Genomic DNA, 22,942 nt, shown 5'->3' on the forward strand with positions numbered 1-22,942 from the left:
GGCCAGCCACGCGCTGGCCTTTGATTGTTGACCTGATAGTGCCCTGAGAAACGCAAGCGGGCCCTGGGGCTTTATTCGCCTTTGTTCACTGCCTGCACATGCAGCATATCCAGCGCCAGCGTCGCCGCCGCCAGAGAGGTCAAATCAGACTGATCGTAACCCGGCGCGACCTCTACCAGATCCATTCCCACAATATTTAACCCTTGCAGACCGCGTACCAGCTTGGTTGCTTTGTCGGTCGTTAATCCACCGATCACTGGCGTGCCCGTACCTGGCGCATGCGCCGGATCCAGACAGTCGATATCAAAAGTCAGGTACACCGGCATATCGCCAACGATCTGTTTCACCTGGGCAATGATGTCATCAACGCTGCGATCGTTGATCTGCGCTGCGTCGAGCACGTTAAAGCCCAGAGAATCATCGAACTCGGTACGAATACCAATCTGCACGGAATGAGCAGGATCGATCAGGCCTTCCTGCGGCGCCGTGTAGAACATCGTGCCGTGGTCAAACGTCGGGCCGTTGGAATAGGTGTCGGTATGGGCATCAAAATGCACCAGCGCCATTTTCCCGAAATGCTTCGCGTGGGCGCGCAGCAGCGGCAGCGTTACATAGTGGTCGCCGCCGAAGGTCAGCATACGCTTACCATTAGCCAGCAGCTTTTCAGCGTGCGCCTGCAATTTATCCGACAGATCCTGTGAATCGCCAAACGCGTAAACCAGATCGCCGCAATCAATCACTTTCAGGCGCTGACGCAGATCGAATTTCCACGGCCAGCGGCAGCCTTCCCAGGCCAGGTTGGTAGAAATTTGACGGATGGCGCCCGGGCCAAGGCGGCTGCCAGGGCGGCCCGACGTCGCCGCATCAAAAGGCACACCGGTAATGACCCATTCTGCGTCGCTGTCGTAAGGCTGAAAGTTAACCGGGAAACGCATAAAACCAAACGCGTTTGAAACCAGGGAGTTGTCGTATTGATTGCCGAGAGTGTTATTCATTGCCAATCCTCTTTTGCTGTTGCCAGTAGGCGCGTAAAAGTAAAGATGAAAAAAATCCCCGCCGCGTCGTTAAGCCCGACGAGGAAGGGATTGATAACCGTATTGCCTGAGCCGGGCAGCGTGCCGGCCCACAATCAGCGCGTTTCGCTAATCAGCTGGCCTACTCATCTTCCAGATAAGTGTAGCCGTACAGACCCGCTTCAAACTCTTCGATAAACTGCGCACGGAGATCGTCATCCAGATCGCTCTCTTTGATCTGTTTACGGAAGTGCGTTAACAGCTCCTGCGGATCCAGCTGAACGTATTCAAGCATATCCGCGACGGTGTCGCCTTCATCAGACAGCTGAACATCCACGCGACCGTCTGCATAAGCAAAGACGTCCACCGCTTCGGTATCGCCGAACAGGTTATGCATGTTGCCCAGAATTTCCTGATAGGCACCGACCATGAAGAAGCCCAGCATCGGTGGATTATCCACATCGTACTGCGGCATCGGCATGGTAGTTGCAATACCGTCACCGTCAACGTAATGGTCGATCGTGCCGTCGGAGTCACAGGTAATGTCCAGCAATACCGCGCGGCGTTCCGGAGACTTATTCAGGCCTTCAAGCGGCAGCACCGGGAACAGCTGATCGATACCCCACGCGTCCGGCATTGACTGGAACAGCGAGAAGTTAACGTAAATCTTATCCGCCATCCGTTCCTGAAGCTCATCAATAATGGGACGGTGAGCACGGTTGCTCGGATCCAGGTGCTGCTGAATGTAGTTACAAATACTCAGATACAGCTGCTCTGCCCAGGCACGCTGCTTGAGGTCGTAAGTGCCTTGCGAATAGCCGGTGTGAATATCGTGCAGATCCATCTGGCTGTCGTGCAGCCATTCACGCAGTGAGCGACGATTGTTCGGCTCATGCATTTCCTGCCAGGTATCCCACATGCTGATGATAGGGCGTGGAGCCTCACCAGCAGGCGCCTGCGGAGTACTGAATTCGTTGCGTTCAACACCAATGATGTTCGATACCAGTACCGTGTGGTGTGCAGTAACCGCACGACCGGACTCGGTGATCACCGTCGGATGTGGCAGGTCATGTTCATCGCATGCCGCGCCAATTGCCCAAATAACATTGTTGGCATATTCGTTCAGGCCGTAGTTTACCGAGCAGTCGGACTGTGAACGGGTTCCTTCATAGTCCACGCCCAGACCGCCGCCGACGTCAAAGCACTGAATGTTGACGCCAAGCTTCGCCAGTTCGACGTAGAAACGGGCTGATTCGCGCACGCCGGTAGCGATATCGCGGATATTTGCCATCTGCGAGCCGAGATGGAAATGCAGAAGTTGCAGGCTTTCCATCCGCCCTGCTTCACGCATGATATCCACCAGCTTCAGCACCTGAGTCGCAGACAGGCCAAATTTAGACTTCTCGCCGCCGCTGGACTGCCATTTACCGGAGCCTTGCGACGCCAGACGGGCGCGGATACCGAGGCGCGGAATAACATTCAGGCGCTCAGCCTCTTCCAGCACCATCTTCACTTCGGTCATTTTTTCCAGCACCAGATAGACCTTGTGGCCCATCTTTTCGCCGATCAGCGCCAGACGAATATATTCGCGGTCTTTATAACCGTTACAAACAATCACCGAGCGGGTCATACCTGCGTGCGCCAGAACGGCCATCAGCTCTGCTTTTGAACCGGCTTCCAGGCCCAGTGGTTCGCCAGAGCTGATCAGCGATTCGATAACACGCTTGTGCTGGTTAACCTTAATGGGATACACCAGAAAGTAATCGCCACGGTAGCCGTAGCCTTCACGCGCACGTTTAAAAGCGGCGTTGATCGAGCGCAGGCGGTGTTGCAGGATCTGTGGGAAGCAAAACAGCGCTGGCAGGCGCTGGCCATCGGCTTCGCGCTCTTTCACCAGTTTTGCCAGATCGACCCGAGCTTCAGGCACGTCCGGATCGGGACAAACGCTGATATGCCCCAGCTCATTGACGTCATAATAATTATTGCCCCACCAGGCAATGTTATAGGTGCGCAGCATTTTGCTGGCATCTTGATCGCTCATGGCCACCTCCTGCATTGAACGGAGTCCACCCTGTTCGCCTGCTGACGAACCCTTGATCATCTTGTTGTCGTCAGACATCGCGAGCCTCAAATTGCAATGATGCGGAATAGTTAGCTACTATCGCAGGGAAATCCCGCGACAACAACCCAAACAATGGCGTTAAAATCAGCATAAAACGCTGAATCGCCGCCTCAGGCGATAGCATAAGTATAACATTAAACACGTAGCGGACTCCCGGTAGCGGGTCAGACCAATAGCGAATCCCTTTCAGAGAGGGACCTGAAAACGACGTTAACAGAGATTAATCGGCACTTGTCTCAAATTGATGACCGAGGGGACATCGACAAGGCGCCCGAACAGAAGAGCTAAAAGAAGAGGAATTGAGCACGCCTGGCTGGCGTAATTGACCGGCTAAACCCGTGTTCATTACTTTGATCACCGCCACTTAACACAAGTGGAAACGCCCTGAAAAGCCAGCGCGAAAAGTTCGTTGCTGACGTGCCTGCCGCTAAACCCAGCTGATGTCGGTGAAAAGCAGCGGCGTTTTATACAGCCATAGCGACAGTAATGCAAAACTAAAATTTAGGGGATGGGAGCGGTGTCAGGATAATTTGACACTTTCTCGCTACAGAGAAGAGCCGTTTCGCTAAAAAGTGCTGGCAATCCGCTTAACGAGTAACCTAAAATAGCCATCCAGATGTGAATCCATCTATACTGGTTAACTTCTAAGCGTCTTAAAGCCATAGTCTGCTCATGGTTTTGCCTGAGGGGGGCGCAAAGAACCACATCCAGTGAACAGTCTGGAGTCCAGTTTTTTCGCGCTATGCAGTTGATTTCAACCCGTTTCAGTAAGGTAACGAATAAATGGCTAAACACCTTTTCACTTCCGAGTCCGTCTCAGAAGGACATCCCGATAAAATCGCCGATCAGATTTCTGATGCCGTTCTTGACGCCATTCTTGAGCAGGATCCAAAAGCACGCGTGGCTTGCGAAACCTATGTAAAGACCGGCATGGTATTGGTGGGCGGCGAAATCACCACTTCTGCATGGGTTGATATCGAAGAGATCACTCGTAACACCGTGCGTGAAATCGGCTATGTCCATTCCGACATGGGCTTTGATGCCAATTCCTGTGCAGTACTGAATGCCATCGGTAAGCAGTCGCCAGATATCAATCAGGGCGTTGACCGCGCCGATCCGCTGGAACAGGGTGCGGGCGACCAGGGCCTGATGTTCGGCTATGCGACCAACGAAACCGACGTGCTGATGCCTGCGCCAGTGACCTACGCTCACCGTCTGGTACAGCGCCAGGCCGAAGTGCGTAAAAACGGCACGCTGCCATGGCTGCGTCCGGACGCCAAAAGCCAGATCACTTTCCAGTATGATGCGGGCAAAATCGTAGGGATTGATGCGGTTGTTCTTTCCACTCAGCACGCTGAAGAGATCTCGCAGAAAGATCTGCAGGAAGCGGTGATGGAAGAGATCATCAAGCCGGTTCTGCCGACTGAGTGGATCAACGAGAGCACCAAATACCACATCAACCCAACCGGTCGTTTCGTTATCGGTGGTCCAATGGGCGACTGTGGCCTGACCGGTCGTAAAATCATCGTTGATACCTACGGCGGCATGGCGCGTCACGGCGGCGGAGCGTTTTCTGGTAAAGATCCATCAAAAGTTGACCGTTCAGCAGCTTATGCTGCGCGCTACGTAGCGAAAAACATCGTTGCTGCTGGCCTGGCGGATCGCTGTGAGATTCAGGTTTCCTACGCGATCGGCGTGGCTGAACCGACCTCTATCATGGTAGAAACCTTCGGCACCGAAAAAGTGTCTACTGAGCAACTGACTCTGCTGGTACGTGAGTTCTTCGACCTGCGTCCATACGGTTTGATCCAGATGCTGGACCTGCTGCACCCGATTTATCGTGAAACCGCAGCTTATGGTCACTTTGGTCGTGAACATTTCCCTTGGGAAAAAACCGACAAAGCCGATCAGCTGCGTGAAGCTGCTGGCCTGAAATAAGTTCAGACTCGCAGTATCGAGGGCACCTAAGGGTGCCCTTTTTGCTGTCTGCTGCTGGGTGATTGCTCATCAACTGCGAATAAAACGTTATGTCCATCCACACCAGGGAATGGAATATAGGTAAAAAAAGGGGGCTTTCGAGCGAAATTCTGTCAGAAATTAACAAAATGTTAACGGTTACAGCCGGAAACGTACGATTTATCTGACAATTAAGAATTTCCAGCCTTAACAATTGCGGTCAGAATGCGCTATTTTCAGCGCTGTCTGATAGAGGACCGTCAGGGAACTAAGAGAAGCTATTTAGCGCTATGACTAACTGGTTATAAAGCGTAAGCGCGTGTGAAAATCGTCATTTTCAGAAAGATCTGGTGTGTAACCGATTACACTGATGTGATCTGCCGCACAGTCTTACGCGCTCGGGTTTTCTAACATTTATAACAACAATATGCAGTACCACTCAAATGGAGGCTTTATGCCTGATAATAAGAAACAGAGCAGAACATCGAACAAGGCGATGACCCTTTTTGTGTGTTTTCTTGCCGCACTCGCGGGTCTGCTTTTTGGTCTGGATATCGGTGTGATTGCCGGTGCCCTGCCCTTCATCGCGAAAGATTTTAGCATCACCGCACATCAGCAAGAGTGGATCGTCAGTTCCATGATGTTTGGTGCAGCCATCGGTGCCGTCGGCAGCGGTTGGATGTCCTCTTTCCTCGGCCGTAAAAAAAGCCTGATGATCGGTGCCGTCCTGTTCGTGATTGGCTCCCTGTGGTCGGCCATGTCTCCGAATGCGGAAATGCTGATTATTGCTCGCGTGCTGCTCGGTCTGGCTGTTGGCGTCGCTTCCTACACCGCTCCGCTTTACCTCTCCGAAATCGCTCCCGAAAAAATTCGCGGCAGCATGATTTCGCTTTACCAGCTGATGATCACCATCGGTATCCTCGGTGCTTATCTTTCTGATACGGCTTTCAGCTACAGCGGCGAATGGCGCTGGATGCTCGGCGTAATTACTATCCCTGCTCTGCTGCTGCTGGTTGGCGTTTTCTTCCTGCCAAACAGCCCACGCTGGCTGGCGGCTAAAGGCAACTTCCGCGATGCGCAGCGCGTGCTCGATCGTCTGCGTGATACCAGCGAACAGGCAAAGCGTGAACTGGATGAAATTCGTGAAAGCCTGAAGATCAAACAGTCTGGCTGGAACCTGTTCCAGAACAACAGCAACTTCCGTCGCGCTGTTTATCTGGGTGTGCTTCTGCAGGTTATGCAGCAGTTCACCGGCATGAACGTCATCATGTATTACGCACCAAAAATCTTTGAAATCGCCGGTTTTACCAATACGACCGAGCAGATGTGGGGAACCGTTATCGTTGGTCTGATCAACGTGCTGGCAACCTTTATCGCGATTGGGCTGGTGGATCGCTGGGGCCGTAAACCGACGCTGAAACTGGGTTTCCTGGTAATGGCGATCGGCATGGGCGTGCTGGGAACGATGCTGCATGTCGGTATTCACTCTACCGGCGCACAGTACTTCGCAATCGGTATGTTGTTGATGTTTATCATCGGCTTCGCCATGAGCGCCGGTCCGCTGATTTGGGTACTGTGTTCAGAAATTCAGCCGCTGAAAGGCCGCGATTTCGGTATCACCGTTTCCACTGCGACCAACTGGATTGCTAACATGATCGTGGGAGCGACCTTCCTGACCATGCTGAACACCCTGGGTAATGCGAATACTTTCTGGGTCTATGCGGGTCTGAATATCGTCTTTATCCTGATTACTCTGTGGCTGATCCCGGAAACGAAAAACGTTTCTCTTGAGCACATTGAGCGTAACCTGTTGAGCGGCAAAAAGCTGCGTGACATCGGTCAGCGCGACTAAGTTTGACTGGCCGGGGAAACCCGGCCAGATTCATTGAAATCCCCTTCGCCACATCGTATTCTCTGCCGTATGAAACCCCTTCGCTTACCCATCGCCCTGCAACAAGCCGTGATGCATTCGCTGCGCGTGAAATTGCAGCTGGCTAACCAGCACCTCGAACGCAACTATCCTGAACCGAAGCTGGTTTATCAGCAGCGTGGCACTACCGCGGGCACCGCCTGGCTACAGACCTGGGAAATCCGACTGAACCCCGTTTTGCTACTCGAAAATCAGCAGGCTTTTATTGACGAGGTGGTACCGCATGAACTCGCGCATTTATTAGTCTGGCGACACTTTGGCCGGGTTGCACCGCACGGCAAAGAATGGAAATGGATGATGGAAAGCGTGCTGGGCGTACCCGCCAGACGCACGCATCAGTTTGCTATCGAATCGGTGCGCAGCCGCGCGTTTCCCTATCGCTGCCGCTGTCAGCAGCATCAGCTAACGGTCCGTCGTCATAATCGGGTGATGCGAGGCGAAAGTGAATACCGCTGCGTGCACTGCGGCGAGCGCTTGCAGCCGGGTGATTTCAGCGTGCCTGAGATCAACGTTCGCGAAAAAAATGCGCAATAATTGCGATTAGACACTCAGCAATTTCCTGTTATCTGGCGCTTCTGTTACTCTCGCCGACCTGACTGACTAACAGAATATTGGAATATGCTTCGTAAAATTATTAGCGCCTTTTCGCTCACACTGCTGCTTCCCACTTTTTTTGTCCACGCTCTGAGCCTGGACAACTATCATCAGAACAATTTCACGCAGGCTAAAGCCTATGCGGCACAGATCAATGCAGATGCGCCTGGCTCGTTCTACTGCGGCTGTAAAATCCGCTGGCAGGGTAAAAAAGGCGTGCCGGACCTGGCTTCCTGTGGTTATCAGGTGCGTAAAAATGCCAACCGTGCCAACCGAATTGAGTGGGAGCATGTTGTTCCGGCCTGGACGTTTGGCCACCAGCGTCAGTGTTGGCAGCAAGGCGGCAGAAAGCAGTGCGCGAAAGATGCAGGATACCGCCGCATTGAATCTGATTTGCATAACCTGCAACCCGCTATCGGCGAGGTAAACGGCGACCGTGGCAACTTTATGTACAGCCAGTGGAACGGCAGTGAGCATCAGTATGGCCAGTGTGAAATGAAGATCGATTTTAAAAACAAGCTGGCTGAGCCCCCTGCACGTGCACGCGGCGCGATCGCCCGTACCTGGTTTTACATGCGCGATCGGTATCAGATTGCGATGTCAAAACAGCAGACGCAGCTGATGACCGTATGGGATAAGCAATATCCGGTAACGGCATGGGAATGCGAGCGTGATAACCGCATTGCCCGCGTGCAGGGGAATCATAATCCCTATATACAGCGTGCTTGCCAGCGGTAAAATCACTGGCCTAAACTAGATGTCACTTTTTGGCCGCGCGCCCTGGCGCGGCTAACCACTTTAATCAGGATCCCCATGCGAATACCCCGCATCTATCATCCCGAGCCGCTTGTTGTCGGCAACGAGATAGCGCTTTGCGACGAAGCCGCTAACCATGTCGGCCGCGTTTTGCGAATGAATCCCGGCCAGGCGCTGGAATTGTTCGATGGCACTAATCTGACATTTGCCGCCGAAATCGTACAGGCAGACAAAAAAAGCGTACGCGTTTTACTGTCGCAAAGTCGTGAAGAAAGCCGTGAATCCCCGCTTCATCTGCATTTAGGGCAGGTTATGTCGCGCGGCGAGAAGATGGAGTTCACCATTCAGAAAGCGGTCGAGCTGGGAGTTAATACGATTACCCCCTTGTTTTCTGAACGCTGTGGCGTAAAGCTTGATGAGCAAAGGCTGGCGAAAAAAATCCAGCAGTGGCAAAAAATTGTTATTGCGGCTTGTGAACAGTGCGGCAGAAACAGCCTCCCGGAAGTGCGTGAAGCGATGTCGCTGGAAGCCTGGAGTGCTGAAGAAGATGAAGGTCTGAAACTTAACCTGCATCCCAGAGCCAGCCAGAGCATCAATACGCTGCCTCAGCCAGTCAGTCGCGTGCGGTTATTGATCGGCCCGGAAGGCGGCCTGACCGCAGATGAGATTGCGATGACAGCACGTTACGACTTTACCGATATTCTGTTAGGGCCGCGCGTGCTGCGCACTGAAACCACGGCTCTGACCGCCATCACCGCTTTGCAGGTAAGATTTGGCGATTTAGGGTAGTTCATCCGGCCGGACGTCATGGTCGCAGCCCGTTTGCACACGAATGTCGCGCATAAGGCAAGTAAGACAGCTCAACTGGAGAAAAGAATGATTAAGCTTGGCATTGTGATGGACCCGATTACCTCCATCAATATTAAAAAAGACAGCAGCTTCGCTATGTTGCTGGAAGCACAGCGCCGTGGTTACGAAATCCACTATATGGAGATGAAAGATCTCTATCTGCGTGGCGGCGAAGCGCGCGCTTTTACCCGCAAGCTGAGCGTTGAGCAGAATTACGATAAGTGGTTCGAATTTGGCAGCGAGCAGGATATCGCCCTGGCTGACCTGAACGTTGTGCTGATGCGCAAAGATCCGCCGTTTGATACCGAGTTTATCTATGCCACTTACATCCTCGAACGTGCAGAAGAAAAAGGCACGCTGATCGTCAACAAGCCGCAGAGCCTGCGTGACTGTAACGAAAAGCTTTTCACCGCCTGGTTTGCCGATCTGACTCCTGACACGCTGGTTACCCGCAGCGCCGAAAAGATCCGTCAATTCTGGCAGGAGCATGGCGACGTGATCCTGAAGCCGCTGGACGGCATGGGCGGCGCGTCAATCTTCCGCATTAAAAAGGAAGATCCTAACCTGTCGGTCATTATTGAAACGCTGACCGATCACGGTAACTTTTACTGCATGGCGCAGAATTACCTGCCGGCCATCAAAGATGGCGACAAGCGCGTGCTGATGGTGGATGGCGAACCCGTGCCGTACTGCCTGGCCCGAATTCCTAAATCTGGCGAAACACGCGGTAATCTGGCCGCTGGCGGTCGTGGCGAAGCTCGTCCATTATCTGAAAGCGACCTGGCGATTGCCCGTCGCGTTGGCCCTGAGCTGAAGGCTAAAGGACTGATTTTTGTCGGTCTGGACATCATTGGTGAAAGGTTGACAGAGATTAACGTTACCAGCCCAACCTGTATACGTGAGATCGAGGCCGCATTCCCCATTTCAATAACTGGTATGCTGATGGATGCGATAGAGAAGCGTTTAGCCTGATGAGGTAATTGGGGGCAATGCGCCCCCATGTTAACCCCGTTAATTGCTGCGGGCCTTGCCGCGAGCGGTTAACCTGACTACAGAATCCTTATATGAATTTACAGCATCATTTTTTGATTGCCATGCCCACGCTGCAGGATCCTTTGTTCAAACGCTCGGTTGTTTATATTTGCGAGCACAATGACGAAGGGGCCATGGGTATTATTGTCAATAAGCCGATGGAGAACCTGACCGTAGACGGTATTCTCAAAAAGCTTAAAATTATGCCGACGCCTCGCGAGCCTGAAATCAAGCTCGACAAGCCGGTCTTTTCAGGTGGCCCGCTGGCGGAAGATCGCGGTTTTATTCTGCATTCTGCTCAGCATACTTTTGCCTCCAGTATCCGTGTTTCTGATAATACCGTAGTGACCACTTCTCGCGACGTGCTGGAAACGCTGGGTACGCCAGAGCAGCCAGAAAACGTACTTGTCGCGCTGGGCTATTGCGCCTGGGAGAAAGACCAGCTGGAAAGCGAGCTGCTCGAAAATGCCTGGCTTACCATCCCGGCTAACAGCAATATTCTGTTCAAAACCCCCATTGCCGAGCGCTGGCGCGAAGCGGCGAAAAGCATTGGTGTGGATATCCATAATATCACCAGTGATGTTGGACACGCCTGATGAGCCATATGACTTTGTTATCTTTCGACTTTGGCACCAAAAGCATCGGCGTGGCAATTGGCCAGCAGCTGACCGGCACCGCCAGACCGCTGGCCGCGCTAAAGGCTCAGGATGGCATTCCCGACTGGGATAAAATCGAAGCGCTGCTGAAAGAGTGGCAGCCCGATCGCGTAGTGGTCGGATTGCCGCTAAATATGGACGGCACCGAGCAGCCGCTTACGGCCAGAGCGCGCAAATTTGCTAATCGCCTGCACGGCCGTTTTGGCGTTCAGGTCGATCTGCATGATGAGCGTCTGAGTACGGTAGAAGCCCGCGCCGATCTCTTTTCACGCGGTGGCTTTCGGGCGCTGAACAAAGGCAGCGTCGACTCGCTTTCAGCCGTGGTCATCCTCGAAAGCTGGTTTGAAAGCGCCTGGAGCTGATTTTATGGCAGCAAACCTGCCTGCTGACGCTCACTCAGGCTCTGTTCGAAGGTTTGCATGCCGGACTGCATGCCGGTTTGCAACACGCCGGGCAACTGATGCGTTTTACCTTCCCGAATCAGGCTCGCTACCGCTGGCGTATTCACTAACACTTCAAATAAAGCGATTCTACCCTGCGTCTTGTCAGGCACCAGCTTTTGCGCAATGGCCGCTTTCAGGCTGCCAGCCAGCTGGCTACGGATGAGGTTTTTTTCCGCGCCGGGAAACACGTCTACTAACCTGTCAATGACCTGAGCCGCGCCCCGGGTATGCAGCGTTGCCAGCACCAGATGCCCGGTTTCCGCAGCGGTCAGGGCCTGCTGTATGGTATCACCGTCACGCAGTTCGCCCAGTAAGATGACGTCCGGGTCTTCACGCAGTGCCGCCCTCAGCCCCGCGCTAAAAGAGCGACAGTGCAGACCGACTTCCCGCTGCTGGATAAGCGATTGCTGGCTACGGTGAATAAATTCAATCGGATCTTCCAGCGTCAAAATATGGCGTTTTTGCTGCTGATTAATTGCCCCAATCAACGCCGCCAGCGTGGTGGATTTGCCGCTTCCGGTCGCGCCTGTTACCAGCACCAGGCCATCCTGAAGACGCAACAGTTCGCTGACAACAGGCGGCAGACGCAGGCTGGCCAGTGCAGGACAGTCGCTGGCGATCACTCGCAGTGCCAGAGAAACGCCCTGCCGCTGCCGGAAAAAATTGGCGCGCAGACGCGTTCCGCCAGGCAGCGACAGGGCAAAATCGATTTGCCCTGCCTGCTCAAACTGCGCCTGCTGCCCTGCGTCCAGCCAGCGTCGCGCAACCGCCTGCAACTGCGTGTCGTCAATGAGTGGCATATCGGCTATTTTTTCCAGATGCCCGGATCGGCGCCAGAACGGAGAATGACCACTACAAAGGTGCAGATCCCCGGCGTTATGCTTTACACTAAGCGCCACGATCTTCTCAATATCCATAATACTCCCTGACCTATGACCTCAATTCAGCACAACTTACAGCAAGTCCGCGAGCGAATCTCAGCGGCAGCCGAGCGATGCGGGCGTGATCCAGCAGAGATTACCCTGCTTGCAGTAAGCAAAACAAAACCTGCGAGCGCGATCGAAGAAGCCGCCGCTGCTGGTCAGTCATGCTTTGGCGAAAACTATGTGCAGGAAGGCGTAGATAAGATCCAGCTGCTGGAAAATTCGTCGCTGACGTGGCACTTTATCGGGCCGCTGCAATCCAACAAAAGTCGGCTGGTGGCGGAGAATTTTGCCTGGTGCCATACCATCGATCGTCTGAAGCTCGCCACGCGTCTTAATGAGCAGCGCCCCGCAGCGCTGCCACCGCTAAACGTGCTGATTCAGATAAACATCAGCGATGAACAGAGCAAATCTGGCATCATGCTGGAAGCGCTGCCCGCGCTGGCAGAAGAGATTGCTCAACTGCCGCGCTTACGGCTGCGTGGCCTGATGGCTATTCCAGCGCCGGAAAGCGACTACCAGCGGCAGCTTGCCGTTTGCCAACAGATGGCTGAGGCGTTTTCCGGGCTACAAAAAAGCTATCCATCCGTCGATACGCTTTCTCTGGGAATGAGCGACGACATGGAAGCCGCGATTGCGGCAGGCAGTACGATGGTGCGCATCGGCACCGCTATTTTTGGCGCGCGTGACTATGGCGCGACTAACAACAACAATTGAGGGAATTCATGCTGACGTTGACTTTTCTGGTCAAAACTTTGATCGACCTGTACGTGATGGTGCTGCTATTACGTATCTGGATGCAGTGGGCGCGCTGTGATTTTTACAATCCACTTTCACAATTCATCGTGAAAATCACGCAGCCGACAGTGAAGCCACTGCGGCGTATTTTGCCTTCGCTCGGGCCAATTGACACGGCCTCGCTGCTGCTGGCCTTTGTGCTGACCACGCTGAAGTACCCCATCCTGCTGCTGATTCAGGTGGGCGCCATCTCGCTCGACCCGATGAATCTGCTGGTTGGCCTGCTGTCGCTGGTAAAATCGGCAGGTTATCTGGTGTTCTGGGTGATTATTATTCGCTCGCTAATGAGCTGGATAAGCCAGGGCCGTGGCGCGGTTGATTATATGCTGATCCAACTGACCGAGCCGCTAATGGCGCCGATTCGCCGTATTTTGCCAGCCATGGGCGGCATCGATTTTTCCGCCATGGTGGTGATCCTGATCCTGTATATGCTGAACTATCTCGGTATGGATCTGTTCCCTGGCCTTTGGTATTTGCTGTAAACCCTGACTGAATTCTGGACCTGATATGCAAAAAGTAGTGCTCGCCACCGGCAATGCCGGAAAAGTTCGTGAACTGGCTGATTTGCTGGCCGACTTTGGCCTCAACATCGTGGCGCAAACCGAGCTGGGCGTGGAGTCTGCCGAAGAAACCGGCCTGACTTTTATTGAGAATGCCATCCTGAAAGCGCGTCATGCGGCAGCGATAACGGGTCTGCCCGCGATTGCCGATGATTCTGGCCTGGCTGTGGATGCGCTGGGCGGCGCGCCGGGGATCTACTCCGCGCGCTATGCCGGCCTTGATGCCAGCGACTCGCAAAATACCGCGAAGCTGCTTCAGGCGCTGGAAAATGTCGCCGACGGCAAACGTACGGCACAGTTTCACTGCGTGCTGGTCTATCTGCGCCATGCTGAAGATCCTACGCCGCTGGTGTTCCACGGCAGCTGGCAGGGTGAAATCGCCCGCGCTATGTCGGGTGAAGGCGGCTTTGGCTACGATCCGGTTTTCTATGTGCCAACACTGGGTAAAACCGCTGCCGAGCTGACGAAAGATGAAAAACGGGCGGTTTCGCACCGTGGCAAAGCGTTAAGCCTGATGCTGGAAGCGTTGCGCAATGCATAATCTGCCGCCACTCAGCCTTTATATCCACATTCCCTGGTGCGTGCAGAAATGCCCTTACTGCGATTTCAACTCGCATGCGCTTAAGGGCGAAGTGCCGCATGAAGAGTATGTGCGCCATCTGCTGGCCGATTTGGATATCGATCTGCCTCTGATGTCCGGCCGTGAAGTGAGCACCATTTTTATCGGCGGCGGCACGCCAAGCTTGTTGAGCAGTGAAGCGATGCAGATGCTGCTGGATGGTGTGCGGGCACGTCTTCCGCTGTCGCCAACGGCTGAAATCACCATGGAAGCGAATCCGGGCACCGTGGAAGCAGACCGCTTCAGCGGCTATCAGCGAGCCGGTATCAATCGCATCTCTATTGGCGTGCAAAGTTTCAGCCAGCAGAAGCTGACGCGTCTGGGACGCATTCACGGCCCTGATGAAGCCAAACGCGCGGCGCATTTGGCTACGGATTTAGGCCTGCGTAGTTTTAATCTCGATTTGATGCACGGTCTGCCGGATCAGTCGCTGGACGAAGCGCTGAGCGATCTGCGCCAGGCGATTGAGCTGAATCCGCCTCATCTTTCCTGGTATCAGCTGACCATCGAACCGAATACGCTGTTTGCTTCCCGTCCGCCGATTCTGCCGGATGACGATGCGCTCTGGGATATTTTTGAACAGGGTCATCAGTTACTGACCGCGGCGGGTTACGAGCAGTATGAAACCTCCGCCTATGCTAAACCGGGCTACCGCTGTGAGCACAACCTCAACTACTGGCGCTTTGGCGACTATCTGGGGATTGGCTGCGGCGCGCACGGGAAACTGACACAGCCGGATGGACGTATTGTCCGTACCAGCAAGACGAAGCATCCGCGTGGGTTTATGGCGGGTAACTATCTGGACAAGCAGTATGACGTTGCGGATAAAGAGAAGCCGTTCGAGTTCTTTATGAGCCGTTTCCGCCTGCTGGAAGCCGCGCCGCGCGAGGAGTTCGGCCGCTACACCGGCCTGGCCGAAGAGGTTATTCGTCCGCAAATCAACGAAGCGCTGGCAAAAGGTTATCTCACAGAGACCGCAGAACACTGGCAGATCACCGAGAAAGGAAAACTGTTCCTGAACTCGCTGCTGGAGCTGTTTTTGGCAGAAGAGTAATCTGTCATTCCTGCCAACCGTGCTGCGAGCCTTCGATTAAGCTGGCAGCACGGCCTCTCGTTTATTTCATCCCGTTTATCAACGATTTACGCTGTTGCTCCAGGCTGGTAACACGATTACACACCTCGTGGCCGAAATTCTGGAAATCCGCTTCCTGATTGCTCCATTCAGCCTGCACCGCCTGCTGTAGGCCACCAAGGCTTCCCATCATCGCCTGCAAAGAGTTGCCGCCGCTGGATGGCTGAGTGCCCATTTCATTGAGGCTGTCCTGCACGATGCCGCCCAGCGCGCTTTGCACCAGGCGTTCACCGTCCTGACGAACCTGTTGAATAGCCTGATGATGGAAGGTCAGGCCGTCGCTGCGGCGTTCGATAATGCGGCTCATTTGCTGTTTTAACTGCTCGTCCAGCTTAGTCAGCCGACTACGAACCTTGCTGCCCTGCCCCAGTTTCTCAACAATCACCCTGTCCAGCGCCACACGGCCTTTTTCAAGACGCTGGTGAGCGCCTTGATCGATCCAGGGTAAATCGCGGCGTAATGCAGCCTGATAATCGATCGCTGTTTGCCGGGTGGCATTGTCTGGTTTGATCGACTGCCCGTTGCGCTGCACATCACCGGTTGGGGTAATGACAAGATTACCGCTGGCACCAACCACCTGTACCGTCTGAGGAGAAATAACAACGTCATCCTGAGGATTCACGCTACATTGGTAATCAGCCTGCGCCTGACCCGCCGCAACCAGTAAGAATGCCCCTACGACCATCGCTTTACGCATCTTGCCTCCATTGAATAAAAAGGCCACGCAAGCGTGGCCTCAGAATACTGACAAACTCAACTATTAGTCCCACCAGACGTCAAAAAGTTCGGTCACCTGAACATTGGTCAGTTTGTGATCCTCAAGCCATTTACGCACCAGCTCGCGATGCTCATCGGTACACTTGCCAATCTGCTGCAGGCAGACCAAACCTTCCCAATGCAGATAACCGCTGCCATCGAAAGCCAGGCCGTTGGGGTCGATCACTTCTTCAATCAGCGCATCAACGGTTGTATCGATCGTTTCACTGCTGCTGCCTTCCGGGAAAGAGAAGCCCACGGAAAAGCCCAGTTCCTGAAACTCATCAATATGCATTTTTTTACGCAAACGACGACTGCGTTGGGTAGCCATTATTTAATCCTCTCAAACATCAAATCCCATACACCGTGACCAAGACGCTGTCCACGCTGCTCAAATTTCGTTAACGGGCGCGAGTCCGGACGCGGCACGTAATCAAGCGTCGGCGACTGGTTTTTAAAGCCGGAAATCGAGCTCATGACTTCCAGCATATGCACGGCATAAGCTTCCCAGTCGGTAGCCATGTGGAATACACCACCCAGCTTCAGTTTACGCATTACCAGCTCAGCAAAAGCTACCTGAACAATGCGACGCTTGTTATGACGCGCTTTATGCCAGGGATCCGGGAAAAACAGCTGCACCATACGCAGCGAGTGATCCGGGATCATCTTATCCAGCACGTCCACCGCATCGTGACACATCACGCGCAGATTCTCCACGCCAGCCTCATGCGCAGTGCTAAGGCAGGCACCTACGCCAGGCGAGTGCACTTCAATACCAAGGAAGTTCTGCTGGGGGTTCGCTGCCGCCATCGCCACCAGCGAGGCGCCCATCCCAAAGCCGATCTCCAGAACCACAGGCGCTTCACGGCCAAACAGTTCCGCCAGATCCACCGGCTCAGGCTGATACTCCACCCCTTTTACCGGCCAGAAATGGTCCAGCGCATGCTGCTGGCCTTTCGTCAGGCGGCCCTGACGACGTACGAAGCTGCGAATACGGCGCATTGGACGGCCGTCTTCGTCAAACTCCGGTGTAATAACATCATTCTTCATGTTTTGCCTGCTGGTCTGCAATATCTGGAAAACGGGCATTATGCAAAGTTACAGCGGTTAAGCAAGCCCTGGAAAGTTCCGGTTTACAGCATAGTTGGTCTGTGCTGGAATCCCAGCCTGATTTTTTAATTCTTACTGGAAATCTCTGAAACATGATGCAAGCGCCGCAGTTCTCACGGCAGGTACTGGACTGGTATCAGCGCTTTGGCCGTAAAACCCTGCCGTGGCAACAGGAAAAAACGCCTTATAAAGTCTGGCTTTCTGAGGTTATGCTACAACAAACCCAGGTAGCGACCGTTATCCCCTATTTTGAACGGTTTATGACGCGCTTCCCCACGGTAGCCGATCTGGCAGCCGCACCGCTTGATGAGGTGCTGCATCTGTGGACCGGGCTTGGCTACTATGCCCGCGCACGAAATTTACATAAAGCCGCCATCATGGTGGTAGAAAAGCATGCGGGCACATTCCCGGAGACGTTTGAAGAAGTAGCGGATTTGCCTGGCGTGGGCCGCTCAACGGCTGGCGCTATTCTTTCTCTTTCTCTTGGCAAACATTTTCCCATCCTCGACGGCAACGTGAAGCGCGTGCTGGCCCGCTGCTACGCCGTTGCAGGCTGGCCGGGAAAAAAAGAGGTAGAAAAACGCCTGTGGCAAATCAGCGAAGAGGTGACGCCAGCCGAAGGCGTCAGCCAGTTTAACCAGGCGATGATGGATCTTGGGGCGATGGTCTGCACGCGCTCAAAACCAAAATGTGAAATTTGCCCGCTGAATCTCGGCTGTATAGCTTACGCCAACGGCAGCTGGGCTAATTATCCCGGCAAGAAACCAAAACAGACGCTGCCCGAGCGCACCGGCTGGATGCTGATGATGCAGCGCGACGAGAAGGTCTGGCTGGAACAGCGGCCTCCGGTGGGCCTGTGGGGCGGGCTGTTCTGCTTCCCACAATTTGCTACCCGCCCCGAGCTGGAGCAGTGGCTCCAGCAGCGCGGGATCGATGCGGCCTCACTGTCGCAGGGCATCGCTTTTCGCCACACCTTCAGCCATTTTCACCTGGATATCGTGCCAATGTGGCTGAAACTGCCTCAGGCCAGCGCCGCAATGGATGAACCCGCTGGTCTCTGGTATAACTTAGCGCAGCCGCCGTCCGTCGGGCTGGCCGCCCCGGTGGAACGCCTGCTACAGCAGCTGCGTCAGCCGCAACAAACCGCGCTGGCTCTCCGCGCGACAGATGAGGAAGAATAATGAGCAGAACTATTTTTTGCACGTTCCTGCAACGTGATGCTGAAGGACAGGATTTCCAGCTTTATCCCGGCGAAGTGGGCAAGCGTATCTATAACGAGATCTCGAAAGAGGCCTGGTCGCAGTGGATGAGTAAGCAAACCATGCTGATTAACGAAAAGAAGCTCAGCATGATGAACCCGGAAGACCGCAAACTGCTTGAGCAGGAGATGGTGAAATTCCTGTTCGAAGGACACGACGTCCATATCGAAGGTTTTACCCCGCCAGAAGAATAATCAAAAGGCCTCGCCACAGAGGCCCTCTCAGTTTGGGCGAAGCACGACATAATGAATAAGAAGCTGATAGGTTTACTGGTTATTGCGCCGTTGTTGATCTCCTGCTCCAGCAATAAAAAGCCGGTTTTCCATGAAGAATGGGTTAAGGACACCAACGGATTCGATATCCTGATGGGGCAGTTTGCCCACAACATCGAAAATATCTGGGGCATTAACGAGGTGCTGATCGCTGGCCCGAAAGATTACGTAAAATATAGCGATCAATATTACACCCGCAGCCATATCAACTTTGATGCCGGTTCCATCACTATCGAGACCATTGCCGGAACCGATCCGATGGCCAGCCTGCGTCAGGCAATTATCACCACGCTGTTGATCGGTGAAGATCCTGGCAATGTCGATCTTTATTCCGATGCCAACGATATCCAGCTTGGTCAGGAGCCGCTGCTGTACGGCCAGGTGTTAGATAATACCGGTCAGGCGATCCGCTGGCAGGGTCGTGCCGCCAGCTTCGCCGATTACCTGATCCAGAATAAACTTCAGCGCCGTAATTCAGGCCTGCATGTTATCTGGTCGGTGACCATCCCGATGGTACCTAACCATTTGGATAAGCGTGCGCATAAATATCTGCCGATGGTACGTAAAGCGGCTGAAAAATATGGCGTCGATCAGTCACTGATCCTGGCGATTATGCAGATCGAGTCGAGCTTTAACCCTTATGCCGTCAGTCATTCCGACGCGCTGGGACTGATGCAGGTTGTACAGCATACCGCAGGCGTGGATGTGTTCCGCATGAAGGGTAAATGGGGCAAGCCAAGCCGCAGCTATCTGCTGGATCCGGAAAATAATATCGATGCCGGAACGGCCTATCTTTCTATCTTGCAGGGCAGTTACCTGGGCGGCATTACTAATCCGATTTCGCGGCGCTATGCGGTCATCACCGCTTACAACGGCGGTGCAGGCAGCGTGCTGAAAGTGTTCTCCAGCGATAAGGGGCGGGCCTTTAACGCCATTAATGACCTGTCGCCGGCTGAAGTTTATCAGACGCTGGCCACTAACCATCCTTCTGCTGAATCACGTCGCTACCTCTACAAAGTGAGCAACGCGCAGAAAAGCTATCACCGTTATTAACCGCAACGGGCAGTTCGCTGCCCGTTACTGTTCCCGGTTTGTCGGCAAAAAAAACGGCGACTCTGAGAGTCGCCGGTGGATAAGGGGAAATTCCCCAGTCTTGGCAAAAATTAAAGACTTATATTTTTAAATTTTCTGGTTGTTTCGGTCAGTGCGACTTCCGTTGGCAACCGCTCCATGGAGCTGGCACCGTAAAATCCATCACACTGCGGGCAGTGGCTAAGTATGTACTGCGCATCTTCAGGAGTTGAGATGGGCCCTCCATGACACAACACAATCACATCCTTGCGTACACGCTTTGCAGCCTCTGCCCACTGGTTAATAAGCGGCACGCAATCTGATAACTTAAGTGCCGTTTCTGCACCAATATTGCCGCCGGTAGTCAGCCCCATATGCGGCACGATAATATCTGCGCCCGCTTCGGTCATGGCCACGGCATTTTCTTCGCTAAATACATAGGGCGTAGTGAGCAGGCCTTTTTGATGAGCCAGGCGTATCATTTCCACTTCCAGCCCATAGCCCATGCCGGTCTCTTCAAGGTTTGCCCGGAAGTTGCCGTCAATCAGGCCCACGGTGGGGAAATTTTGTACGCCGGAGAAACCCATCGCTTTTAAATCATCAAGAAACTTATCGAAATGACAGAAAGGATCGGTGCCATTGACGCCAGCCAGCACCGGCGTGTTTTTCACTACCGGCAGGACTTCTTTCGCCATATCCACGACAATTTCGTTTGCATTGCCATAGGCGAGAAGGCCAGCAAGTGAACCGCGTCCGGCCATGCGATAGCGGCCTGAATTATAAATCACTATCAGGTCGATGCCGCCAGCTTCTTCACATTTTGCAGAGAGTCCGGTACCCGCACCGCCGCCGATGATAGGTTCACGGCGCGCAATCATTGCGTTAAATTTAGTCAGTATCTCCTGACGGGTAAAAGCCATCGTTAAAACTCCTTCTCGACCAGCTGTTGAAACTGTTTGACCGCCGCGACCGCAAACTGCGGATCGTTGATGTTAAAAGGCAGACGCAGAATTTTACGGCTTTCGGTCTGTTGGACGTGAGCTTCCAGCGTGGTGATAAAGGCCTGACTGGCTTCTGGCGACCAGAAGGGCTGTCCCGGCGCATCCAGTAGTGAGAAGCCGCCTTCTGGGATCAGGAAAACAAGATTGCCGTCACAGCGATTAAGCTTTTCAGCGATCCACTTCGCCATCGCCACATTCTCTTCCGCCGTGGTGCGCATCAACGTCACCTGAGCATTGTGATGATAGAACAGGCGCCCGGCATATTTTTGCGGCACCGTAGACTGATGGCCGAAATTAACCATATCCAGTGCACCGCATGACATCACGCAGGGAATGCGTTTGTTTGCCACCGCGTCAAAACGCGTTTCATCACACGCCAGCACGCCATCAAACAGCATGTCGCACACTTCTGTCGTGGTCAGATCCAGCAGGCCTGACAGCATACCGCTGTCTGCCAGCTTCTCCATGGCTTTACCACCGCTGCCCGTGGCATGAAACACCAGACAGTCGTAATCGTCTTCCAGCATCGCACTGACGGTCTGAATACAGGGTGTTGTCACCCCAAACATGGTCAGCCCAAGCGCAGGCTTATCCGCCGCATTCTCTTCCAGGGGAAAAAGCACCGCGCCAGCGATTTGATTCGCCGCGTTGCCCAGCACCTGACGTGAGATGCGGTTAAGCCCGGCAACATCAGTGACAGAATAAATCATGCTGATATCGCTGGCACCCACGTAGCCAGAAATATCACCGGATGCCATCGTCGACACCATCACTTTGGGTATACCAACCGGTAGCGCCTGCATGGCAGGCGTGATTAACGCCGTGCCGCAGGAGCCGCCCATCCCAATGACGCCTGCCAGATCTCCTCTTTTAGTGAGGAAAGTCTTAAATGCCAGTGCCATAGCATCAATAGCTTTTCCACGGTCACCGCAGAACACGGCATCGCGTCCGTTGGGATGAAAATCAGCAATCAGTTCAGGAGGAAAATCAGCCTGCGAAGCGGTGCTAACTAATTGAGTAGACAGGTCAACCGTGAGTACGTTAGCCCCTGCCTTGCTCAGGCAATCGCTAACATAAAACAGTTCCCTTCCTTTAGTATCTGCTGTAGCAACAACGTAAATATAGCGAGTATTAATAGTCATAGTCGTAACAACACCCTGTTATCAGACGTAATAAAGACTTGATAAAACAACAATAAAAAAGTAAATACGTCATTGGGTTTTTACACCCTTTCATGATGAGATAACAGTATCATCTTCATCATTGATAAATCAATTGAATGGAATTTACGTCTCACAAGGATGTTGGCTATGCTTACTGATGGAACCTGTCCTGCAGGCTCTGGCGGCGATACCCGTGATTATCCCGCCTGCCGTCATCAATGGCTTGAATAACAAGCAGATTTAATCGTAAAAATGAGGTTATTGTGGAGCAAAGGGATTCCGCTGGGGTTAAAATTCTGACCGCCACACGTGCAAGAACACGTCGCTTACTGATTGAAACAGCAATGAAAATGTTCGACAGCGGCGCGTTCCCATCCATTACCGAAGTTGCCGCCGTTGCCCAGCTTTCTCGTGCAACAGCCTATCGCTATTTCCCTACCCAAAGTGCGCTGGTCTCCGCCATTGTTACGGAAACCCTCAGCCCGATTAAAAGCTGGCGACCTTCACAAGAAGAGGTGGGGGATCGTGTTGAAGAGCTGCTGACCTTCGCTTTTCCGCGCATGCTTGAACACGAAGGGACACTGCGAGCGGCACTGCATCTTTCCCTAACGCAATGGGCGCAGTCGCAGTCTAATGACAACCCGGACAAAGAAAAGCTGGTGCGAGGAAATCGTAAAGCCTTGTTGCAGCACGTGGTTGAACCTTTACACAGCGAATTGCCGCCCCATCTCGTTGAGCGCGTCGTGCATGCCCTGTCGCTGGTGTACGGTTCAGAAATTTTCCTGGTCATGAAAGATATCTGGGGATGCGATAACGATCAGCTTCAGGATATCGGCAAATGGATAGCGAAAGCGATCATTCGCCAGGCCAGAGAAGATTCTGAGGCACTGAGCTAGCTGCCCTGTAGCAGGGGGTGCCCCCCCCTGC

At 53.5% G+C, this 22,942-nt stretch carries 24 protein-coding genes; 16 read left to right on the plus strand and 8 right to left on the minus strand.

Features of this window, described 5'->3' with window-relative positions; all coding sequences use genetic code 11:
- Nucleotides 1-71: 71 nt before the first annotated feature.
- Both speB and speA read right to left on the minus strand, forming a co-directional pair.
- Entirely contained in the window at nucleotides 72-995 is a 924-nt protein-coding gene (gene speB / locus EHV07_RS18790; protein WP_147199687.1) for an agmatinase, read from the minus strand.
- A 160-nt stretch (nucleotides 996-1,155) separates the two neighbouring features.
- On the minus strand, nucleotides 1,156-3,132 hold the full coding sequence (gene speA, locus EHV07_RS18795; protein ID WP_147199688.1) for a biosynthetic arginine decarboxylase: 1,977 nt from the start codon (nucleotides 3,130-3,132) through the stop codon (nucleotides 1,156-1,158).
- A 786-nt stretch (nucleotides 3,133-3,918) separates the two neighbouring features.
- On the opposite strand from speA, the gene metK reads away from it, so the two are divergent.
- The 8 genes from metK (at nucleotide 3,919) to ruvX (ending at nucleotide 11,270) form a co-directional block, all read left to right on the plus strand.
- A complete protein-coding gene (gene metK, locus EHV07_RS18800) occupies nucleotides 3,919-5,073 on the plus strand; it encodes a methionine adenosyltransferase (protein ID WP_147199689.1) in 1,155 nt (384 codons plus the stop codon).
- 472 nt (nucleotides 5,074-5,545) lie between these two features.
- Nucleotides 5,546-6,943, plus strand: coding sequence for a sugar porter family MFS transporter (locus tag EHV07_RS18805; RefSeq protein WP_147199690.1), 1,398 nt, complete (start codon nucleotides 5,546-5,548; stop codon nucleotides 6,941-6,943).
- Nucleotides 6,944-7,012: 69 nt separating this feature from the next.
- Nucleotides 7,013-7,555, plus strand: coding sequence for a SprT family zinc-dependent metalloprotease (locus tag EHV07_RS18810; protein ID WP_147199691.1), 543 nt, complete (start codon nucleotides 7,013-7,015; stop codon nucleotides 7,553-7,555).
- An 84-nt stretch (nucleotides 7,556-7,639) separates the two neighbouring features.
- Nucleotides 7,640-8,353: a deoxyribonuclease I gene (endA, locus tag EHV07_RS18815; RefSeq protein WP_147199692.1), complete on the plus strand. Its 714-nt coding sequence runs from the start codon at nucleotides 7,640-7,642 to the stop codon at nucleotides 8,351-8,353.
- Nucleotides 8,354-8,428: 75 nt separating this feature from the next.
- A complete protein-coding gene (gene rsmE, locus EHV07_RS18820) occupies nucleotides 8,429-9,160 on the plus strand; it encodes a 16S rRNA (uracil(1498)-N(3))-methyltransferase (RefSeq protein ID WP_147199693.1) in 732 nt (243 codons plus the stop codon).
- An 87-nt stretch (nucleotides 9,161-9,247) separates the two neighbouring features.
- Nucleotides 9,248-10,192, plus strand: coding sequence for a glutathione synthase (gene gshB / locus EHV07_RS18825; protein ID WP_147199694.1), 945 nt, complete (start codon nucleotides 9,248-9,250; stop codon nucleotides 10,190-10,192).
- A gap of 92 nt (nucleotides 10,193-10,284) precedes the next feature.
- Complete coding sequence (locus tag EHV07_RS18830; RefSeq protein WP_147199695.1) at nucleotides 10,285-10,848, plus strand: YqgE/AlgH family protein; 564 nt, start codon at nucleotides 10,285-10,287, stop codon at nucleotides 10,846-10,848.
- A complete protein-coding gene (gene ruvX / locus EHV07_RS18835) occupies nucleotides 10,848-11,270 on the plus strand; it encodes a Holliday junction resolvase RuvX (RefSeq protein WP_174822366.1) in 423 nt (140 codons plus the stop codon). The genes EHV07_RS18830 and ruvX overlap by 1 nt, the downstream gene beginning before the upstream one ends.
- Before the next feature lie 2 nt (nucleotides 11,271-11,272).
- Here the strand turns inward: ruvX and EHV07_RS18840 are convergent, their stop codons facing one another.
- Entirely contained in the window at nucleotides 11,273-12,268 is a 996-nt protein-coding gene (locus EHV07_RS18840; protein WP_147199697.1) for a type IV pilus twitching motility protein PilT, read from the minus strand.
- 15 nt (nucleotides 12,269-12,283) lie between these two features.
- Between EHV07_RS18840 and EHV07_RS18845 the strand changes: the two genes are divergently transcribed.
- From EHV07_RS18845 to hemW, 4 genes are read left to right on the plus strand one after another with little or no spacing between them, the layout of a single operon-like run.
- Nucleotides 12,284-12,991, plus strand: coding sequence for a YggS family pyridoxal phosphate-dependent enzyme (locus EHV07_RS18845; RefSeq protein ID WP_147199698.1), 708 nt, complete (start codon nucleotides 12,284-12,286; stop codon nucleotides 12,989-12,991).
- An 8-nt stretch (nucleotides 12,992-12,999) separates the two neighbouring features.
- Nucleotides 13,000-13,554, plus strand: coding sequence for a YggT family protein (locus tag EHV07_RS18850; RefSeq protein ID WP_147199699.1), 555 nt, complete (start codon nucleotides 13,000-13,002; stop codon nucleotides 13,552-13,554).
- A gap of 25 nt (nucleotides 13,555-13,579) precedes the next feature.
- The gene (locus tag EHV07_RS18855) at nucleotides 13,580-14,173 is read left to right on the plus strand and encodes an XTP/dITP diphosphatase (protein ID WP_147199700.1); all 594 of its coding nucleotides are present in this window, start codon (nucleotides 13,580-13,582) and stop codon (nucleotides 14,171-14,173) included.
- Nucleotides 14,166-15,305, plus strand: a complete 1,140-nt coding sequence (gene hemW / locus EHV07_RS18860) for a radical SAM family heme chaperone HemW (protein ID WP_147199701.1) — start codon at nucleotides 14,166-14,168, stop codon at nucleotides 15,303-15,305. The genes EHV07_RS18855 and hemW overlap by 8 nt, the downstream gene beginning before the upstream one ends.
- Before the next feature lie 61 nt (nucleotides 15,306-15,366).
- Here hemW and EHV07_RS18865 read toward each other — a convergent pair whose 3' ends face one another.
- From EHV07_RS18865 to trmB, 3 genes are all read right to left on the minus strand, one after another.
- On the minus strand, nucleotides 15,367-16,080 hold the full coding sequence (locus EHV07_RS18865; protein WP_147199702.1) for a DUF2884 domain-containing protein: 714 nt from the start codon (nucleotides 16,078-16,080) through the stop codon (nucleotides 15,367-15,369).
- Nucleotides 16,081-16,143: 63 nt separating this feature from the next.
- Nucleotides 16,144-16,470 (minus strand): YggL family protein, encoded by a 327-nt coding sequence (locus tag EHV07_RS18870; RefSeq protein WP_147199703.1) that lies wholly within the window; start codon nucleotides 16,468-16,470, stop codon nucleotides 16,144-16,146.
- A complete protein-coding gene (gene trmB / locus EHV07_RS18875) occupies nucleotides 16,470-17,189 on the minus strand; it encodes a tRNA (guanosine(46)-N7)-methyltransferase TrmB (RefSeq protein WP_147199704.1) in 720 nt (239 codons plus the stop codon). Before trmB ends, EHV07_RS18870 begins: the two co-directional genes overlap by 1 nt.
- 152 nt (nucleotides 17,190-17,341) lie before the next feature.
- Between trmB and mutY the strand changes: the two genes are divergently transcribed.
- Genes mutY through mltC form a run of 3 tightly spaced genes read left to right on the plus strand, consistent with a single transcriptional unit; the run spans nucleotide 17,342 to nucleotide 19,833 of the window.
- A complete protein-coding gene (gene mutY / locus EHV07_RS18880) occupies nucleotides 17,342-18,430 on the plus strand; it encodes an A/G-specific adenine glycosylase (RefSeq protein ID WP_147199705.1) in 1,089 nt (362 codons plus the stop codon).
- The gene (locus tag EHV07_RS18885) at nucleotides 18,430-18,702 is read left to right on the plus strand and encodes an oxidative damage protection protein (protein ID WP_147199706.1); all 273 of its coding nucleotides are present in this window, start codon (nucleotides 18,430-18,432) and stop codon (nucleotides 18,700-18,702) included. Before mutY ends, EHV07_RS18885 begins: the two co-directional genes overlap by 1 nt.
- A 51-nt stretch (nucleotides 18,703-18,753) precedes the next feature.
- Complete coding sequence (gene mltC, locus EHV07_RS18890) at nucleotides 18,754-19,833, plus strand: membrane-bound lytic murein transglycosylase MltC (protein ID WP_147199707.1); 1,080 nt, start codon at nucleotides 18,754-18,756, stop codon at nucleotides 19,831-19,833.
- A 110-nt stretch (nucleotides 19,834-19,943) separates the two neighbouring features.
- Here mltC and EHV07_RS18895 read toward each other — a convergent pair whose 3' ends face one another.
- Both EHV07_RS18895 and EHV07_RS18900 read right to left on the minus strand, forming a co-directional pair.
- Nucleotides 19,944-20,771 (minus strand): phosphoenolpyruvate hydrolase family protein, encoded by an 828-nt coding sequence (locus EHV07_RS18895; RefSeq protein WP_147199708.1) that lies wholly within the window; start codon nucleotides 20,769-20,771, stop codon nucleotides 19,944-19,946.
- 2 nt (nucleotides 20,772-20,773) lie between these two features.
- A complete protein-coding gene (locus EHV07_RS18900; protein ID WP_147199709.1) occupies nucleotides 20,774-21,994 on the minus strand; it encodes a Tm-1-like ATP-binding domain-containing protein in 1,221 nt (406 codons plus the stop codon).
- A 371-nt stretch (nucleotides 21,995-22,365) separates the two neighbouring features.
- Between EHV07_RS18900 and EHV07_RS18905 the strand changes: the two genes are divergently transcribed.
- Entirely contained in the window at nucleotides 22,366-22,911 is a 546-nt protein-coding gene (locus tag EHV07_RS18905) for a TetR/AcrR family transcriptional regulator (protein WP_254446366.1), read from the plus strand.
- Nucleotides 22,912-22,942: the final 31 nt, after the last annotated feature.

It is taken from the genome of Pantoea sp. CCBC3-3-1 (genome assembly GCF_007981265.1).
Lineage (GTDB): Bacteria > Pseudomonadota > Gammaproteobacteria > Enterobacterales > Enterobacteriaceae > Erwinia.

What these genes read in the sequence shown, in the direction of transcription:
- EHV07_RS18885 (WP_147199706.1), top strand. Translation starts at nt 18,430, where the DNA reads ATGAGCAGAACTATTTTTTGCACGTTCCTGCAACGTGATGCTGAAGGA.
- ruvX (WP_174822366.1), top strand. Translation starts at nt 10,848, where the DNA reads ATGAGCCATATGACTTTGTTATCTTTCGACTTTGGCACCAAAAGCATC.
- EHV07_RS18895 (WP_147199708.1), bottom strand. Translation starts at nt 20,771, where the DNA reads ATGGCTTTTACCCGTCAGGAGATACTGACTAAATTTAACGCAATGATT.
- EHV07_RS18870 (WP_147199703.1), bottom strand. Translation starts at nt 16,470, where the DNA reads ATGGCTACCCAACGCAGTCGTCGTTTGCGTAAAAAAATGCATATTGAT.
- EHV07_RS18865 (WP_147199702.1), bottom strand. Translation starts at nt 16,080, where the DNA reads ATGCGTAAAGCGATGGTCGTAGGGGCATTCTTACTGGTTGCGGCGGGT.
- EHV07_RS18850 (WP_147199699.1), top strand. Translation starts at nt 13,000, where the DNA reads ATGCTGACGTTGACTTTTCTGGTCAAAACTTTGATCGACCTGTACGTG.
- EHV07_RS18810 (WP_147199691.1), top strand. Translation starts at nt 7,013, where the DNA reads ATGAAACCCCTTCGCTTACCCATCGCCCTGCAACAAGCCGTGATGCAT.
- mltC (WP_147199707.1), top strand. Translation starts at nt 18,754, where the DNA reads ATGAATAAGAAGCTGATAGGTTTACTGGTTATTGCGCCGTTGTTGATC.
- EHV07_RS18905 (WP_254446366.1), top strand. Translation starts at nt 22,366, where the DNA reads ATGTTCGACAGCGGCGCGTTCCCATCCATTACCGAAGTTGCCGCCGTT.
- mutY (WP_147199705.1), top strand. Translation starts at nt 17,342, where the DNA reads ATGATGCAAGCGCCGCAGTTCTCACGGCAGGTACTGGACTGGTATCAG.
- EHV07_RS18805 (WP_147199690.1), top strand. Translation starts at nt 5,546, where the DNA reads ATGCCTGATAATAAGAAACAGAGCAGAACATCGAACAAGGCGATGACC.
- gshB (WP_147199694.1), top strand. Translation starts at nt 9,248, where the DNA reads ATGATTAAGCTTGGCATTGTGATGGACCCGATTACCTCCATCAATATT.
- speB (WP_147199687.1), bottom strand. Translation starts at nt 995, where the DNA reads ATGAATAACACTCTCGGCAATCAATACGACAACTCCCTGGTTTCAAAC.
- rsmE (WP_147199693.1), top strand. Translation starts at nt 8,429, where the DNA reads ATGCGAATACCCCGCATCTATCATCCCGAGCCGCTTGTTGTCGGCAAC.
- metK (WP_147199689.1), top strand. Translation starts at nt 3,919, where the DNA reads ATGGCTAAACACCTTTTCACTTCCGAGTCCGTCTCAGAAGGACATCCC.
- EHV07_RS18855 (WP_147199700.1), top strand. Translation starts at nt 13,580, where the DNA reads ATGCAAAAAGTAGTGCTCGCCACCGGCAATGCCGGAAAAGTTCGTGAA.
- speA (WP_147199688.1), bottom strand. Translation starts at nt 3,132, where the DNA reads ATGTCTGACGACAACAAGATGATCAAGGGTTCGTCAGCAGGCGAACAG.
- endA (WP_147199692.1), top strand. Translation starts at nt 7,640, where the DNA reads ATGCTTCGTAAAATTATTAGCGCCTTTTCGCTCACACTGCTGCTTCCC.
- EHV07_RS18830 (WP_147199695.1), top strand. Translation starts at nt 10,285, where the DNA reads ATGAATTTACAGCATCATTTTTTGATTGCCATGCCCACGCTGCAGGAT.
- trmB (WP_147199704.1), bottom strand. Translation starts at nt 17,189, where the DNA reads ATGAAGAATGATGTTATTACACCGGAGTTTGACGAAGACGGCCGTCCA.
- hemW (WP_147199701.1), top strand. Translation starts at nt 14,166, where the DNA reads ATGCATAATCTGCCGCCACTCAGCCTTTATATCCACATTCCCTGGTGC.
- EHV07_RS18845 (WP_147199698.1), top strand. Translation starts at nt 12,284, where the DNA reads ATGACCTCAATTCAGCACAACTTACAGCAAGTCCGCGAGCGAATCTCA.
- EHV07_RS18900 (WP_147199709.1), bottom strand. Translation starts at nt 21,994, where the DNA reads ATGACTATTAATACTCGCTATATTTACGTTGTTGCTACAGCAGATACT.
- EHV07_RS18840 (WP_147199697.1), bottom strand. Translation starts at nt 12,268, where the DNA reads ATGGATATTGAGAAGATCGTGGCGCTTAGTGTAAAGCATAACGCCGGG.